General features: G+C 73.7%; 11 protein-coding genes. 8 read left to right on the forward strand and 3 right to left on the reverse strand.

All coding sequences use genetic code 11. From position 1 onward, the window contains the following. The first annotated feature begins 14 nt into the window (after positions 1–14). Positions 15–383: a VOC family protein gene (locus GA0070560_RS16310; RefSeq protein ID WP_170839438.1), complete on the forward strand. Its 369-nt coding sequence runs from the start codon at positions 15–17 to the stop codon at positions 381–383. A 25-nt stretch (positions 384–408) separates the two neighbouring features. Then, positions 409–1,422, forward strand: coding sequence for an ADP-ribosylglycohydrolase family protein (locus GA0070560_RS16315; protein ID WP_091297783.1), 1,014 nt, complete (start codon positions 409–411; stop codon positions 1,420–1,422). Between the two features lie 111 nt (positions 1,423–1,533). Here GA0070560_RS16315 and GA0070560_RS16320 read toward each other — a convergent pair whose 3' ends face one another. Further along, the gene (locus GA0070560_RS16320) at positions 1,534–2,049 is read right to left on the reverse strand and encodes a type II toxin-antitoxin system PemK/MazF family toxin (RefSeq protein ID WP_091297786.1); all 516 of its coding nucleotides are present in this window, start codon (positions 2,047–2,049) and stop codon (positions 1,534–1,536) included. A 182-nt stretch (positions 2,050–2,231) separates the two neighbouring features. On the opposite strand from GA0070560_RS16320, the gene ligA reads away from it, so the two are divergent. From ligA to GA0070560_RS16350, 6 genes are all read left to right on the forward strand, one after another. Further along, complete coding sequence (ligA, locus tag GA0070560_RS16325; protein WP_091297789.1) at positions 2,232–4,367, forward strand: NAD-dependent DNA ligase LigA; 2,136 nt, start codon at positions 2,232–2,234, stop codon at positions 4,365–4,367. 158 nt (positions 4,368–4,525) lie between these two features. After that, the gene (locus tag GA0070560_RS16330) at positions 4,526–6,880 is read left to right on the forward strand and encodes a putative bifunctional diguanylate cyclase/phosphodiesterase (protein WP_091297793.1); all 2,355 of its coding nucleotides are present in this window, start codon (positions 4,526–4,528) and stop codon (positions 6,878–6,880) included. Positions 6,881–7,066: 186 nt separating this feature from the next. Continuing rightward, complete coding sequence (gene gatC / locus GA0070560_RS16335) at positions 7,067–7,372, forward strand: Asp-tRNA(Asn)/Glu-tRNA(Gln) amidotransferase subunit GatC (protein ID WP_088977795.1); 306 nt, start codon at positions 7,067–7,069, stop codon at positions 7,370–7,372. A gap of 76 nt (positions 7,373–7,448) precedes the next feature. Then, a complete protein-coding gene (gene gatA, locus GA0070560_RS16340) occupies positions 7,449–8,924 on the forward strand; it encodes an Asp-tRNA(Asn)/Glu-tRNA(Gln) amidotransferase subunit GatA (protein WP_091297797.1) in 1,476 nt (491 codons plus the stop codon). Positions 8,925–8,937: 13 nt separating this feature from the next. After that, positions 8,938–10,437, forward strand: coding sequence for an Asp-tRNA(Asn)/Glu-tRNA(Gln) amidotransferase subunit GatB (gene gatB, locus GA0070560_RS16345; protein ID WP_091297800.1), 1,500 nt, complete (start codon positions 8,938–8,940; stop codon positions 10,435–10,437). Between the two features lie 117 nt (positions 10,438–10,554). Next, complete coding sequence (locus GA0070560_RS16350) at positions 10,555–12,912, forward strand: transketolase-like TK C-terminal-containing protein (RefSeq protein WP_091297804.1); 2,358 nt, start codon at positions 10,555–10,557, stop codon at positions 12,910–12,912. A 445-nt stretch (positions 12,913–13,357) separates the two neighbouring features. Here the strand turns inward: GA0070560_RS16350 and GA0070560_RS16355 are convergent, their stop codons facing one another. Both GA0070560_RS16355 and GA0070560_RS16360 read right to left on the reverse strand, forming a co-directional pair. After that, entirely contained in the window at positions 13,358–14,995 is a 1,638-nt protein-coding gene (locus GA0070560_RS16355; protein ID WP_091297807.1) for a metallophosphoesterase family protein, read from the reverse strand. Between the two features lie 102 nt (positions 14,996–15,097). After that, complete coding sequence (locus GA0070560_RS16360; RefSeq protein ID WP_091297810.1) at positions 15,098–16,273, reverse strand: PQQ-dependent sugar dehydrogenase; 1,176 nt, start codon at positions 16,271–16,273, stop codon at positions 15,098–15,100. Positions 16,274–16,311: the final 38 nt, after the last annotated feature.

Below are 16,311 nucleotides of genomic sequence, written 5' to 3' on the forward strand. Positions count from 1 at the left end.
GCAGGATGACGGGCATGATCGGACGTTTGCGCTCGACGGTGATCGACTGCCCGGATCCTCGCGCCCTGGCCGCCTACTACGCCGAACTGCTCGGGCTGCCGCTGGTCGAGGAGCAGTCCGACGGCGACGATTGGGTGGTGCTCGGCGGCCCGCCCGGCCACCAGCCGCGGGTCGCCTTCCAGAAGGCCCTCGACCTGCGACCGCCGGCCTGGCCCGATCCGGAGCGGCCGCAGCAGTTCCACCTCGACGTCACCGTCGACGACATCGACGTCGCGGAACGTGCCGCGCTCGCCCTGGGCGCTCGCCGACTGCCCGGCGAGGGGGAGGGCTTCCGGGTGTACGCCGACCCGGCCGGTCACCCGTTCTGCCTCTGCTGGGACTGACCCGCCGGGGTTGCGGACGACCGGCATGATCACGGGCGTGATCGACTCCTCGCTCCGCCGCGCCTCCGGCTCGCTCTTCGGCCTCGCCTACGGTGACGCCCTCGGCAAGCCGACCGAGTTCCTGACCGTCGCCGAGATCCACCGCCGGTACGGCCCGACCGGCCCGCGCGAGCTGGAAGGCGACCCGGCGCTGGTCACCGACGACACCCAGATGGCCCTGGCGGTGGCGTGGGCGCTGCACGACGCGGGCGCCCACACACCGGAGACGGTCGAGCCGCTGCTGCGGCGGCGCTTCCTCGACTGGGTGGTCAGCCCGGACAACAACCGGGCCCCGGGGACGACCTGCCTGCGCGCCTGCGCCGAGTTGGGCCGAGGGCTGCCCTGGCAGCAGGCCACCGTCGCCGGCTCGAAGGGCTGCGGCGCGAACATGCGGGTCACCCCGGTCGGGCTGCTCGACGTCGACCTGGACACCCTGGCGGGGCTGGCGCAGCTCCAGGCCGGCCTGACCCACGGCCACCCCACCGGGCTGGCGGCCAGCGAGCTGACCGCGTACGCGGTGCGCCTGCTGCGCGACGGTGCGGGCCTGGCGGAGCTGCCCGCACTGCTCACCGCGCGGGCCCGGGAGCAGCGCCGGGTCTACCGGGGTGACTGGCTCGGTGACCTGTGGCAGCGCCCCGGGGTGGACTCCCCGGCGGAGTTCATCGCCCGGGGCTGGGACGAGTGCCTGCACGCGCTGCACCGGCTCGACCTCGCGCTCGGCCGGCCCGACGACGGCGACGATCCCTGCCGGCACACCGGTGAGGGCTGGATCGCCGAGGAGGCGCTGGCCACGGCGCTGCTCTGCGCCCTGCGGCATCCGGACGACCCGGTCGTCGCGATCGCCCGGGGCGCCACCACCGCCGGCGACTCCGACTCGATCGCCGCCCTGGCCGGCGCCTTCGTCGGCGCCGCCCACGGCACGGCCGCCTGGCCGACCGACTGGCTCACCCGCATCGAGTACGCCGACCAGCTCACCGCCCTCGGCGCGGCCTGGGACTGAGCCCGGCCGAGGCCGTGCGGGTGCCGGCCGGTCGGCGCAGCTCGGTGGTGTCGGCGGTGCTCACCCCACCGGGACGGTCGGATCCGGGTGACGGCGGCAGGCCCGGCCCGGTCAGGCCGGGCTCCGCCGGCCGTGCAGTCGCCGCACCTGCCGCCACAGTTCCGGGTCGCAGCTGCCGGCGCGGCGGGAGAAGCCGCCGGCCGGCACGGGCAGGGGCTCGGCGAGGTCGAGCCAGCTGTCGTGGTCGGCGTCCGGGTCCCAGTCGCCGGTGGGGATGCGGACGTGGTCGTCCCGGCCGCTCTTGTCCTGACTGGTGATCTTGAGCACCTCGGCGCCCCGGTCGTCGGCCCGCAGCACCAGGCAGGGGCGGACCTTCGAGCCGCTGCCGTCGGCGTACGGGACGTCGGCCCACCAGATCTCGCCCGGCCGGGGCGTACCGGTGGGGGTGCGCGGTCGGGGCGGCGCGGTCGGTCGGGCCCGGTCGCGGGGTGGGGTTCCCCGCTCCGGCCTGGCCCGGTCGCCGCCACCGTCGGACGGCCGGCCACCCCGGCGTCGCCACTCGTTCCAGGCCCACCCCGCGACCACGGCCAGGACCACCAGCAGCGACCACCACACCCACTCGGGCATCCGTACCCCTGCCTCTCCCCGGGCGGCGCCCCACGCCGCCGACGTGCGGCGATCGTCGCACGGACGGTGGGCACCCGCCCGTCGGGCGCGGCGGGGGAGGCACGGGATTGTCCGACCGGCCCGTTACCGTGCTCCGGTAGCGTGATCACGGGGAGGTTCCAGCGGTGTCCGGAGGCGGCAGGGTGTCGGAAGAAGAGATCTCCCAGCAGGTCAGCGCCGCGCAGGAGGCGGCGGCCGGTGGCGAGCCCACCCCCGAGGTGCGGGAGCGGCACGCCACGCTGAGCCAGGAACTCACCGAGCACCAGTACCGCTACTACGTCCTCGACTCGCCGACCATCTCCGACGCCGAGTTCGACCGGCAGTTGCGCGAGCTGGAGGCGCTGGAGGCGGAGTACCCGGCGCTGCGCACCCCCGACTCGCCGACCCAGCGGGTCGGTGGCACCTTCTCCACCGACTTCACCCCGGTGGCCCACGCCGAGCGGATGCTCTCGCTGGACAACGCCTTCGCCGACGAGGAGCTGGCGGCCTGGGCCGAGCGGGTCGAGCGGGACGCCGGCGGCCCGGTGCCCTACCTCTGTGAGCTCAAGGTCGACGGGCTCGCCATCAACCTGACCTACGAAAAGGGGCGGCTGGTCCGCGCAGCCACCCGGGGCGACGGGCGCACCGGCGAGGACGTCACCGCCAACGTCCGCGCCATCCGGGACGTGCCCGCCCGGCTGACCCCGTCGGCCGAGTTCGGCGCGCTGCCCGAGCTGCTGGAGGTACGCGGCGAGATCTACTTCCCGGTGGCCGGCTTCGCCGACCTCAACGCCGGCCTGGTCGAGCAGGGCAAGGCGCCGTTCGCCAACCCGCGCAACGCCGCCGCCGGCAGCCTGCGTCAGAAGGACCCGCGGATCACCGCGTCCCGGCCGCTGCGCCTGGTGGTGCACGGCATCGGCGCCCGCCAGGGCTTCCGGCCGACGGCGCAGTCCGAGTCGTACGCGGCGCTGAAGGCGTGGGGACTGCCCACCAGTGACCGGTGGCGGGTGGTGCCCGACCTGGCCGGCGTCGCCGAGTACATCGCCCACTACGCCCGGCACCGGCACGACGTCGAGCACGAGATCGACGGCGTGGTGGTCAAGGTCGACCCGGTCTCCATCCAGGGCCGGCTCGGCTCCACCAGCCGGGCGCCCCGCTGGGCGATCGCCTTCAAGTACCCGCCGGAGGAGGTCAACACCACCCTGCTCGACATCGAGGTCGAGGTGGGGCGGACCGGTCGGGTCACGCCGCGCGCCGTGCTCCAGCCGGTGAAGGTGGCCGGCTCCACCGTCGCGTACGCCACCCTGCACAACGCCCGCGAGGTGGAGCGCAAGGGGGTGCTGATCGGCGACACGGTGGTGCTGCGCAAGGCCGGCGACGTGATTCCCGAGGTGCTCGGCCCGGTGGTCGAGCTGCGGCCCGCCGACGCCCGCCCGTTCGTCATGCCGACCACCTGCCCGTCCTGCGGTACGCCGCTCGCCCCGGCCAAGGAGAGCGACGTCGACATCCGCTGCCCCAACACCCGCAGCTGCCCGGCGCAGCTGCGCGAGCGGGTCTTCCACCTGGCCGGCCGGGGCGCCTTCGACATCGAGGTGCTCGGCTACAAGGGCGCGGCGGCGCTGCTCGACGCGCAGGTCATCGCCGACGAGGGCGACCTGTTCCACCTCGACGCCGAGCAGCTCGCCCGCTCGCCGTTCTTCGTCAACAAGGACGGCAGCCTGGGCAGCAACGCCACCAAGCTGCTGGACAACCTCGCCGTGGCGAAGGAGCGCGACCTGTGGCGGGTGCTCGTCGCTCTGTCCATCCGGCACGTCGGCCCGACCGCAGCCCAGGCCCTGGCCCGGCACTTCCGTTCGATCGAGGTGATCGACCAGGCGTCCGAGGAGGAGCTGTCCTCGGTGGACGGGGTCGGCCCGACCATCGCCGCCAGCATCAAGGAGTGGTTCGCCGTCGACTGGCACCGCGAGGTGGTCCGCAAGTGGGCCGAGGCGGGCGTACGGATGGCGGAGGAGGCGGTCGACGAGGGCCCGCGTCCGCTGGAGGGGGTGACGGTGGTGGTGACCGGCACCCTGGCCGGGTTCAGCCGGGACCAGGCCGCCGAGGCGATCCAGAGCCGGGGCGGCAAGGTCAGCGGCTCGGTCTCGAAGAAGACCGCCTTCGTGGTGGTCGGCGACAACCCGGGTTCGAAGGCCGACAAGGCCGCCTCGCTCAAGGTGCCGGTCCTCGACGAGGACGGCTTCCGGGTGCTGCTCGACCGGGGCCCCGACGCGGCCCGGGAGGCGGCCCGGATCGAGGAGTGACCGTCCCGGACAGAATCGGATCTTGAGGTCGTATACCAACTTAATTACGACTACGACCGATTCGTGGCTGTCGCCTGGGGAATTGCGTCGCTCAGGGCGTTTGATGGGGGCACGGTGTGCGACCGGCGCACACCTCGGCCGTACGCCCGGGAGGTGCGATGGAGACCGCCGACCCCCGCAACTCCGTCCCGCCCGGACACCAGGCGTTCGGCGGGCTCGTCGCCGCGGTGACCGCGATGGCGGTGCTGGTCGCCGTTCCGGCACTGGTGGGCCTGCCGGACCGGCTGCCCACCCTGCCGGCCGCGTTCTGGACGATGGCGGTGCTCGCGGTGGCCTGCGACGCGCGTCCGTTCGTCCCGCCCGGCCGGCGGCAGACCTCGGCGATCTTCCCGTCCACCTGCTTCACCTTCGCGATCCTGCTCGGCTGGGGGCTGGGCCCGGCGGTGGCGGTGCAGGCCGTCGCGGTCGCCGTCTCCGGCTGGCGGATGCGGCACGCGCTCTGGCGGACCGCCTTCAACACCGCCCAGTACGCCTGCGCCCTCGGCGCCGCGTACCTGGTGCTCCGGCTCGGGCCGGGTGGGCTGGCCACCGACGGGCGACTGCGCTGGACGGACGTCGCCGTCGTCGGCGTGGCCACGGCCACCTGGTTCGCCGTCAACTACGGCCTGGTCAGCACCGCGCTGCGACTGCGCTTCGGTGGCCGCTGGTGGCCGAGCGTCCGGCAGGCGCTGCCGTTCGAGCTGCTCTCCACCGGGTCGCTGCTGCTGCTCGCCCCCGTGCTGGTCGCCGCCGCGCGGGCCAGCGCCGTGCTGATCCCGCTGGTGCTGGTGCCGCTCTTCGCCGTCTACCGGATGTCCCGGCTCTCCGCCGAGCAGGAGCAGCTCGCCGCGCTCGACCCGCTCACCGGCCTGCCCAACCGCAAGGCGCTGCTGGCCGAGGTGGCCGAGCAGGTGCACCTGCACGCCGAGCGGGTCGCCCGGGGCGGCCCCGACGCCCACCTCGCCCTGCTCCTGATCGACCTGGACCGGTTCAAGAACGTCAACGACGCGCTCGGGCACGCGGTGGGGGACCGCCTGCTGGTGGAGGTCAGCGCCCGGCTGGTCGACGTCGTCGGCGGGCGGGACATGCTGGCCCGTCTCGGCGGGGACGAGTTCGCCATCGTCGCCACCCGGCTGGCCGGCGTCGACGAGGCCCGCGAGCTGGCCGACCGGGTGGTCGCGGCGCTCGCCGAGCCGGTGCCGCTGGACGGGCTGCCGCTGGACGTGGGCGCCTCCATCGGCGTCGCGCTCTTCCCCGAGCACGGCGAGGACTACGCCACCCTGATGCGCCACGCCGACGTGGCGATGTACGACGCGAAACACCGCAACGACACCGTCGCCGTGTACGCCGCCGAGTCCGACCACAACTCCGCCGAGCGGTTGGGCCTGCTGGCCGACCTGCGCCGGGTCCTGGAGGCGGGGCCGCCCGTGGCGCGGACGGTGCGCGGCGGCGACGGGGCCACGCTGCCGTCCCGGCTGGCCACCGATCCGGGCCCGCGGGCCGGGCAGAGCCGGTGGTGGCCGCGCCGCCGCCGGCCGCGCACCGGCCCGGAGCACCCGGACGAGCTGCTCAACCGGATCCTGACCGGGGCGGACCCGACCCGCCCGCGGGTCATCCGCCCAGGGCCCGACGTGCCGCCACCGGCCGAGGCGCCGGCCGGGCCCGCCCCGGCCCGGGACGACGCGGCGGACGACGTCGGCGCCATCACGATGTACTACCAACCGCAGATCGCCATCGCCACCGGCGAGGTGGTCGGCGTGGAGGCGCTGCTGCGGTGGCGGCACCCGCGCCGGGGCATGGTCGACCCGGGTGAGCTGATCCGCCTCGCCGAGCAGAGCGCGGTGATGCGGCTGCTCACCCGGCGGGTGGTCGACGACGTGATCGAGCAGTTGGCGAAGTGGTCGGCGGCCGGGATCACCCTGCGGGCCTCGCTCAACGTCAGCGTCCGGGACCTGCACACCAATGAGATCGCCGACCGGATCGCCGAGCAGCTCACCCGCTTCGGGGTACGCCCCGAACGCCTGCAACTGGAGATCACCGAGGGCGCGCTGATGGCCGACCCCCGGCGGGTGCTCGCCACCATCACCCGGCTGCACCGGCTCGGGGTGGCGATCTCACTGGACGACTTCGGCACCGGCTACTCGTCGTTGCAGCACCTGCGGCGGTTGCCGCTGGCTGAGGTGAAGGTGGACCGGTCGTTCGTGCTGGGGATGGCCGACGACGCCGATGACGCGGCGGTGGTCCGGTCGATGATCGAGCTGGCGGGCGCGCTCGGGCTGCGGGTGGTCGCCGAGGGGGTGGAGGACGAGCGCACCTGGCGGCTGCTGCACACGGCCGGCTGCGACGTGGCCCAGGGCTGGTTCCACGCCCGGCCGATGCCGGCGGAGGAGCTGGCCACCTGGCTGTCCCGGTACCGGCCGGTGCACCCGACGGTGGCCGCCGAGACGGACGGGCCGCGCCGCGCCGGCCGGTGACGCGGCCGGCCGGCGAGGTGACCCGCGCCCGGGTGCCGGCCAGCATCCTGCGGACAGCGGGGGGAGTCGGAGGCGTCGCCGCGTCCGCAGGACAATAGACTCGCTCCGGTCACCGCGCGTCATCTGCACCGCGACCGCGCGGCGGCACACGCAGACGCAGTCAGGACAGCCACGAAGGGGGCACTGATGGCCGCCATCTCCCGCGAGGAGGTCGCGCACCTCGCGCGACTGTCGCGGCTCGCCGTCACCGAGGAGGAGCTGGACACCTTCGCCGGCCAGCTCGACGTCATCCTCCAGTCGGTCGCCCAGGTCGGCGAGGTCGCCGCGGCGGACATCCCGCCGACCTCCCACTCGGTGCCGCTGACCAACGTCCTCCGCGAGGACGTGGTGGTGCCGGGGCTGACCCCGCAGGAGGCGCTGTCGGGTGCGCCCGACGCCGACCAGCAGCGGTTCCGCGTCCCGCGGATCCTGGACGAGGATGTGGCCTCATGAGCGAGCGCAGCGAGCGAATCATCGGGCTCAGTGTGATGGTGCCTCATGACGGCACGGAGCGAAGCGGAGTGCCGGCATGAGCGACCTGACCAGACTGACCGCGACGGAGATCGCCGGCCTGGTGGCGACGGGCGAGACCTCCGCCGTCGAGGTGACCCGGGCCCACCTGGACCGGATCGCCGCCGTCGACGACCGGGTCCACGCGTTCCTGCACGTCGACACCGACGGCGCCCTGGCCGCCGCCCGGGCCGTGGACGAGCGCCGGGCCGCCGGCGAGGAGTTGGGCCCTCTCGCGGGCGTGCCGGTCGCGGTCAAGGACGTGCTCACCACCAAGGGTGTGCCGACCACCGTCGGCTCGAAGATCCTCGAGGGCTGGCGCCCGCCGTACGACGCGACGATCGTGCAGCGGCTGCGCGAGGCCGGCACGGTGATGCTCGGCAAGACCAACATGGACGAGTTCGCGATGGGCTCCTCCACGGAGTACTCCGCGTACGGCCCGACCCGCAACCCGTGGGACACCGACCGCATCCCGGGCGGCTCCGGTGGTGGCAGCGCCGCCGCCCTCGCCGCGTACGAGGCCCCGCTGTCGATCGGCTCGGACACCGGCGGCTCGATCCGCCAGCCGGGCGCGGTCACCGGCACGGTCGGCGCGAAGCCCACCTACGGCGGCACCTCCCGCTACGGCCTGGTGGCCTTCTCCTCCTCGCTGGACACCCCCGGCCCGTGCGCCCGCACGGTGCTCGACGCCGCGTTGCTGCACCAGGTCATCGGCGGGCACGACCCGCGTGACTCGACCTCGATCCCGGCCCCGGTGCCGGACGTGGTGGCCGCCGCGAAGCTCGGCGCGACCGGCGACCTGACCGGCGTGAAGCTCGGCATCGTCTCCGAGTTCACCGGTGAGGGCGCCGAGCCGGGCGTGCTGGCCGCCTTCCGCGAATCGGTCGACACCCTGGCCAAGCTGGGCGCCGAGATCGTCGAGGTGTCCTGCCCGCACTTCAGGTACGCGCTGCCGGCGTACTACCTGATCGCGCCGAGTGAGTGCTCCTCCAACCTGGCCCGGTTCGACGGCGTCCGGTTCGGCCTGCGGGTCGGCGACGACGGCAACCGGTCGCTGGAGGAGGTCATGTCGTTGACCCGCGAGGCCGGTTTCGGCGCCGAGGTCAAGCGGCGCATCATGATCGGCACGTACGCGCTCTCCTCGGGCTACTACGACGCCTACTACGGCCAGGCGCAGAAGGTCCGCACCCTGATCACCCGCGACTTCACCGCGGCGTTCGAGCGGGTGGACGCGCTGATCTCGCCGACCACCCCGTTCGTGGCCTTCCCGCTCGGCGCGCGCACCTCGGACCCCTACCAGATGTACCTGGCCGATCTGTTCACCATCCCGACCAACCTGTACGGCGGTCCGGGCATCTCGGTGCCGTGCGGGCTCTCCGACGGGCTCCCCGTCGGCCTTCAGGTGATGGCCCCGACGATGGCGGACGACCGGATGTACCGGGTCGCCGCCGCGCTGGAGTCCGTGGTCGGCACGTTCACCCCACCGGCGCTGTGAGGCAGGAGCTCAGATGACCACGACACTGCCCGCGTACGACGACGTCGTCGCGCGCTACGAACCGGTGATCGGCCTGGAGACCCACGTCGAGCTGGGCACGAACACCAAGATGTTCTGCGGCTGCCCGACCGACTTCGGCGGCGAGCCGAACACCCGGGTCTGCCCGGTCTGCCTGGGCCTGCCCGGCTCGCTGCCGGTGGCCAACAAGGCGGCCATCGAGGCGACCATCCGGATCGGCCTCGCGCTGAACTGCTCGATCGCCGAGTGGTGCCGGTTCGCCCGGAAGAACTACTTCTACCCGGACATGCCGAAGGACTTCCAGATCAGCCAGTACGACGAGCCGCTCTGCTTCGACGGCTACCTGGACGTCGAGGTCGACGGCGAGCTGGTGCGGATCGGCATCGAGCGGGTGCACCTGGAGGAGGACACCGGCAAGACGCTGCACGTGGGCGGGGCCACCGGCCGCATCCACGGCGCGACCGAGTCGCTGGTCGACTACAACCGGGCCGGCATCCCGCTGGTGGAGATCGTCACCAAGCCGGTCCCCGGCACCGGCGCGCTGGCTCCGGAGGTGGCCCGGGCGTACGTCACCGAGCTGCGCGACGTGCTCCGTTCGCTGGGCGTCTCCGACGTGCGGATGGAGGAGGGGTCGCTGCGCTGCGACGTCAACACCTCCCTGAACCTGCCGGGCGAGGAGTGGGGCACCCGCACCGAGACGAAGAACGTCAACTCGCTGCGGTCGGTCGAGCGGGCGGTCCGCTCGGAGATGCTGCGCCAGGCGGCGGTGCTCGACGCCGGCGGGAAGATCACCCAGGAGACCCGGCACTTCCACGAGGACACCGGCGACACCACCCCGGGCCGGTCCAAGGAGACCGCCACCGACTACCGGTACTTCCCGGAGCCCGACCTGGTGCCGCTGGCGCCGGACGCCGCCTGGGTGGCCGAGCTGAAGGCCGCGCTGCCGGAGCTGCCCCGGCTGCACCGACGCCGGCTCCAGGAGCAGTGGGGCCTGTCGGACCTGGACATGCAGTCGGTGCTCAACGCCGGCGCGGTCGAGCTGATCGAGCAGACCGTCGCCGCCGGAGCCACCCCGGCCGCGGCCCGCAAGTGGTGGCTGGGGGAGCTGTCCCGCCGGGCCAACGAGGCGGGCATCGAGCTGGCCGACGTCGGGGCGACCCCGGCGCAGGTGGCCGAGCTGCAGGGTCTGGTCGACGCCGGCAAGCTCAACGACAAGCTGGCCCGCAGCGTCCTGGAGGGCGTGGTGGCCGGTGAGGGCTCGCCGACCGAGATCATGACCGACCGGGGCCTGGAGGTCGTCTCCGACACCGGCGCGCTCACCGCCGCCGTGGACGAGGCGATCGCCGCCAACCCGGGCATCGCCGACAAGATCCGCAGCGGCAAGGTCGCCGCGGCCGGCGCGCTGGTCGGCGCGGTCATGAAGACCACCCGCGGCCAGGCCGACGCCAAGACCGTCCGTGAGCTGATCCTGGAGCGCCTCGGCGTCCAGGGCTGAGTCCCACCGCCGAAGGTCGCCGTCCGACCGGCGGCGGCCTTCGGCCCTTTCTTCGGGTACGCGGGCACCCCGCACCCCTCGTGAGGGCGTCAACGGCGACGCCCGGATGGAGTCACCGTGAACCAGCACGACCTCGACGTCCTCGACGAGATCCAGCGGCGGGTGCTCTGGCTCGCTACCCGCATCGTCGACGCGGCCAACCACGACCGGGACACCGGTGACGGGGTGAAGGTCGGCGGGCACCAGGCGTCCAGCGCCTCGCTGGTCACCGCGATGACCGCGCTCTGGTTCGCCCACCTGGACGCCGAGGACCGGGTGGCGGTCAAGCCGCACGCCTCGCCGGTCTTCCACGCCGTGCAGTACCTGCTGGGCAACCTGGACCGGTCGTACCTGACGAAGCTGCGGGCGCGCGGTGGGCTCCAGTCGTACCCGTCGCGGACCAAGGACCCCGACGAGGTCGACTTCTCCACCGGCTCGGTCGGGCTCGGCGCGGCCGCGCCGCTCTTCGCCGCGGTCACCCGCCGCTACGTCGACGCCCACTTCGGGGCCCGCCCGCACTCCCGGTTCATCGCGCTGATCGGTGACGCCGAACTGGACGAGGGCAACATCTGGGAGGCGGTCGCCGACCCGGCCACCACCGGACTGGGCAACGTGATGTGGCTGGTCGACTTCAACCGTCAGTCGCTGGACCGGGTCGTTCCCGGCATCCGGATCAACCAGTGGCGCGGCCAGTTCGAGGCCGCCGGCTGGCACGTCGTCGAAGTCAAGTACGGCCGCAAGCTCGCCGAGGCGTATGCCCGGCCGGGCGGCGAGGCGCTGCGCGACTGGATCGACCGGATGCCGAACGAGCAGTACCAGTCGCTGTTCGGGCTGGCCGGGCCGGCGCTGCGCAAGCAGTTCCTCGACGGCGCTCCGGCCGAGGTGTCCGCCTTCGTCGCCGACATCGCCGACGACGAGCTGGGCCCGCTCGTCACCGACCTGGGCGGGCACGACATGGCGGCGATGCTCGACGCGTACGCGCAGTGCGACGCGGTCACCGACCGGCCCAGTGTGGTCTTCGCGTACACGGTGAAGGGCTGGGGGCTGCCGATCGCCGGCAACCCGCGCAACCACTCGGCGTTGCTCAGCACCGAGCAGGTCGACGCCCTGCGTGCCGCGCACGGGCTGACCGTCGAGACCGAGTGGGACCGCCTCGACCCGGCGTCGGCGGCCGGCATCCGGGCCGGCGAGCGTCGGGAGGCGCTGTCCCGCGCGCCGCGCGAGCGGACGCTGGGGGTCACCGTCCCGGAGACCACGAAGGTACGCGCCACCAAGCCCGTCTCCACCCAGGAGGTCTTCGGTCGGGTCCTGGTCGACCTGGCCCGGGATCCGCAGGTCGCGCCCTATCTGGTGACCACCGCCCCGGACGTGGCGACCTCCACCAACCTCGCCGGGTTCATCAACAAGACCGGCGTCTTCGCCCCCACCGAGCAGCGTTCCTGGACCGAGGACCGGATGCTGCGCTGGACGGAGAGCCCCGCCGGGCAGCACATCGAGCTGGGTATCTCGGAGATGAACCTGTTCCTGCTGCTCGGTCAGCTCGGCCTGTCGTGGGACCTGTCCGGGCAGCCGCTGCTGCCGGTTGGCACGGTCTACGACCCGTTCGTGCTGCGCGGCCTGGACGCGTTCCTCTACGGCACCTACTCCGGCTCCCGGTTCGTGGTCGCGGGCACCCCGTCGGGCATAACCCTCGCCCCGGAGGGCGGCGCCCACCAGTCGACCATCACCGCCTCGGTCGGCCTGGAACTGCCCGGCGTCACCTTCATCGAGCCGGCGTACGCGGCCAGCCTGGACTGGCTGCTCTGCGACGCGCTCGGCCAGATCGCGCACGGGTCCGTCCCGGCCGCCACCGCCGCGCCGGCCGAGGACGGGGCGTACTACTTCCGGCTCAGCACCCGCCCGCTCGACCAGGCGCCGTTCGAGGCGGCCCGGGCCCGGATCTCCGACGCCGTGCTGCGCCGCCAGGTGGTCGCCGGGGCGTACCGGCTGGTGGATGCGCACCAGGCGTACCCGCACCTGGCCGACGCCCCGGTGGTCACCCTGGCCGGTTCCGGCGCGGTGCTGCCGGAGGTGCTCGCCGCGGCCGCGGAGCTGGCCGAGGAGGGCATCGCCGCGCACGTGGTGGACGTGACCTCGCTGGACCGGCTCTACCGGGCCTGGCAGCGGACGCTGCGCCAGGGCGTGCGTACGGCGACCGTGCCGAGCGTGCCCGGCGCGCTGCGGGCCGCCTTCGGCGACCGCGCCCCGGTGGTGACCGTGCACGATGCCGCCTCGCACGCCATGGCCTGGCTCGGCTCGGCGCTGGGTGTGCCGGCGGTGCCGCTGGGCGTGGACGAGTTCGGTCAGTCCGGCAGCGTCCGTGAGCTGTACGAGCTGCACGACCTGCTGCCCGGCAGCATCGTCAACGCCGCCCTGGCCGCGCTCTCGCTGCGCTGACGGCCCTCGGCGGGCCACTCCCGGTGCGCTCCCGGTGCGCTCCCGGTGGGTGACCGTCCGAGTCGGGCATCACCGTCCGTGTTTCTCCGTGCCGGTTACGGTGAGTGGTCTCCGCTGCGGGGCCCGGCTGGATGCACCGCGTCCTTTGCTCTGCACCCGCCGACGCGCCAGCGGTGTGAGCAGGACATATGGCGGTGATGCTAGTCGTCAATGATGGACGACAGGCCACGCAGCGTGATTGGTGCGTCCGTGGGTGCAGAGCAAAGGGGTCGGCACAGTGAGGTGCTTGTCGGAGGAGGGTCACCCCAGGTAACGAGGCATCGGCCGGTCGGGACCTCGACGCATCGACGGCCGGGCCATGACATCGACGGGCAGGGACCGGACCCGGGGCGTCGACCGGCCGCCGCTCACCACCCCGGCCGGGCGCCGGCGCGTCGACGTCCGGTCAGCGGGTCGGGCTGGGTGACGGGGACTCCGAACCGCTGCGGGTCGGGCCGGGCGACGGTGACTCCGGCCCACCCCGGGTCGGAGTGGGGGTGACCGGGACGTCGGCGCCCTTCGCCGGATCGCGGATCACGTGCCGTTCCAGGTTGACCTGGGCCTGCCCGGTGCCGCCGACGGTGATGTCGTCGTACGCCTGCAACTGCTTCTGCTGGTCGAGATAGAGCACGCTCATCGACAGCGGAGTCGGCTTCTCGCCCTCCAGGCCACGCAGCCCGGCGCCGCCGGTGGAGCCCTCCACCATCAGCAGGGTGGGCTGCTGGCCGGGCACCTGCGGCAGCTTCGACACCTGACGGTCGTGGGTGTGCCCGGCGAGCACCAGCGGGCAGCTGCCCGACAGCGGCCCGGACGAGGCCGGGTCGTGCACCAGCGCGATGTTCACCGGCCGGGGCGAGCTGCGTACCGTGGCGGCGAGCTGCTCGCCGGTCCCGATGACCTGGTCGGCGACCTGCCTGGTCAGGCCGCTGCCGGCCGGTGAGGTCTCCTTGTCCGGGGTGAACCTGGGGTCGCCGATCCCGGCGATGGTCAGTCCCGCCACCGTGGTGGTGGAGTTGCTGAGCACGATCGCGTTGGGCTGGCGGGCCACCGCCGCCGCCGTCCGTGCCGAGTCGTGGTTGCCCCGGATGTAGACGTACGGCTTCTTCAGCAGCCCGATCGAGCCGACGAAGGACGCCTCCGGCTCACTGCCCCAGTCGGTGATGTCCCCGGTGTCGATCACCACGTCGATGTTGAACTGCTCCACCACCGTGCGGATCAGCTGCCAACCGGTCGGGTTCAGGTGCATGTCGGAGACGTGCAGCACCCGGGTGGTCCCGGGCGCGGGCTCGTAGACCGGCAGCGCCGAGACCGTGGTGTAGAGCTTGCTGACGTTGCCCACCACGCGCTGGAGCTGCTCGGCGTACTTGGTGTAGTCGTCGGCGATCCGCCGGGCGTCACCGACGATCGCCGGCGCGTTGACCAGCAACCCCTCGTACCGGGGCTCCTCGATCGCCTCCGGGCGCATGGTGCCCGCGGCCAGCCCCAGGCTGCCGGCGGTGACCGCCAGCGCGAGCCCCGCCGACCAGGCGGTGCGGCGGGTGTCCCGGAAGACCAGCACGCCCAGCACGAGGGTGACCAGCACGACCGCGCCGAGGGTACGCAGCGCGAGCCGGATGACGCCGTCACGGACGTCCTGGACGGCGGACTGGCTGGCCCGGCTGATGCTCGCCGGGTCGCCGATCAGCGCCTCGGTCCGGCGCTGGTCGAGCGCGCCGAGGCCGACGGTGAGGTGGGTCGGCCCGTCGTGGCTGTCCAGGTGCAGGGCGCCCAGCGGGGGGACGTCGACGGTGGTGCCGCCCTGCACCGCCGGAACGAGGGTCAGGTCGGCCCGGAAGGGTCCGATGTCGGTGTTGACCCGGCCGCCGGCCAGCACCCCGATCACCGCACCGGCGAGGGCGACCAGGACCACCGCGGCGACCACTCCGACCCGGCGGACCGGGCCCGACCGGCCGGCCTGTCGCGTCCAGGGCCACCGGCGACGCTCACGCCGGGCCGGGGTCTCGTCGTCCCCGGGCCCGCGCTGCTCGTTCTCCTGACCGTCCATGCTGAGATTCTGACCTGCCCAATGGAGGATCTTGGCAAACCCGGCCGACGGCGGCCCGATCCGGCAGGCTCACCGGCGTGTCGGATCGGACCGACCCGAGGGCTAGCTCCGCCCGGCGCCGCCGTCGGCGAAGACCAGCCGCAGCAGCCGGTCGTCCTCCGGCACCGGCCGGCCCCGCCCGTCGTGGTTGGAGGTGGACACCCAGACCGAGCCGTCCGGGGCGGCGGCGACCGCCCGCAACCGGCCGTACTTGCCGGTCAGCAGCTCGCGGGGCTGCCCCAGCACGGTGCCGGTGTCGGTCAGCTCGACCACCCACAGTCGCTGCCCGCGCAGGCAGGCCGCGACGAGCAGCCGGTCCACCGTGGTCAGCCCGGAGCAGGACGCCTCCGAGGTCCGCCACTGCACGATCGGGTCCACGTACCGTTTGTCGCCGGCCTGCCCCTCGGCGGTCGGCCAGCCGTAGTTGCCACCGGCGTTGATCCGGTTGATCTCGTCCCAGGTGTTCTGGCCGAACTCGGTGGCGTACATCCGCTTGCCGGCGTCCCAGGCCATGCCCTGCACGTTGCGGTGACCCAGCGACCAGACCGGCGAGCCGGGAAACGGGTTGCCGGGGGCCGGCTTGCCGTCCGGGGTGATCCGCAGGATCTTGCCGCCGAGGTTCTTGCGGTCCTGGGCGGCGTCCCGGTCGCCGGCGTCGCCGGTGCTGACGTAGAGCTGCCCGTCCGGGCCGAAGGCGAGCCCGCCGCCGTCGTGGTTGCCGGCCTTCGGGATGCCGGTGAGGATCGGCGTCGGCGTCGCGCCCAGCTTCAACCGGGCGACCCGGTTGTCCCGCTCGGTGGTGTAGTAGACGAAGACCGTCTCGTCCTTGGCGTACGCGGGGGAGACCGCGATGCCGAGCAGCCCCGCCTCACCGCCGGCGGCCACGTCGGGGACCTTCTGCACCGGAGCGACCCGCAGCCCGTCCGGTCCGGACTCCGGGCCGACCTTGAGGATCCGCCCGCTGTCCCGCTCGGTGACCAGCGCCCCGCCGTCGGGGAGGAAGGCGATGCCCCACGGCACCCGCAACCCCTTGGCCAGGACGGTGGCGACCACCTGCTGCCCGGCGCCGCCCGGGCTGGCCGTCCTCGACGGGGTCGGCAGGTTCGGCGGTTCGCCGGCCGGGTCGGGCTCCGGCGGGCCGAAGCTGCATCCGGAGACGGCCAGCAGCAGCGCCGCGCTGGACGCCGCCAGCGCCACACGGTGGCGGCCGGTGCGGGGGTACGGGGGACGGGCGCTCACCCGGCCCAGCCTAGCCCGGGAAACCGGACTTCCCGCCC

The organism is Micromonospora halophytica, from assembly GCF_900090245.1.
In the GTDB taxonomy this organism is placed as follows: domain Bacteria; phylum Actinomycetota; class Actinomycetes; order Mycobacteriales; family Micromonosporaceae; genus Micromonospora; species Micromonospora halophytica.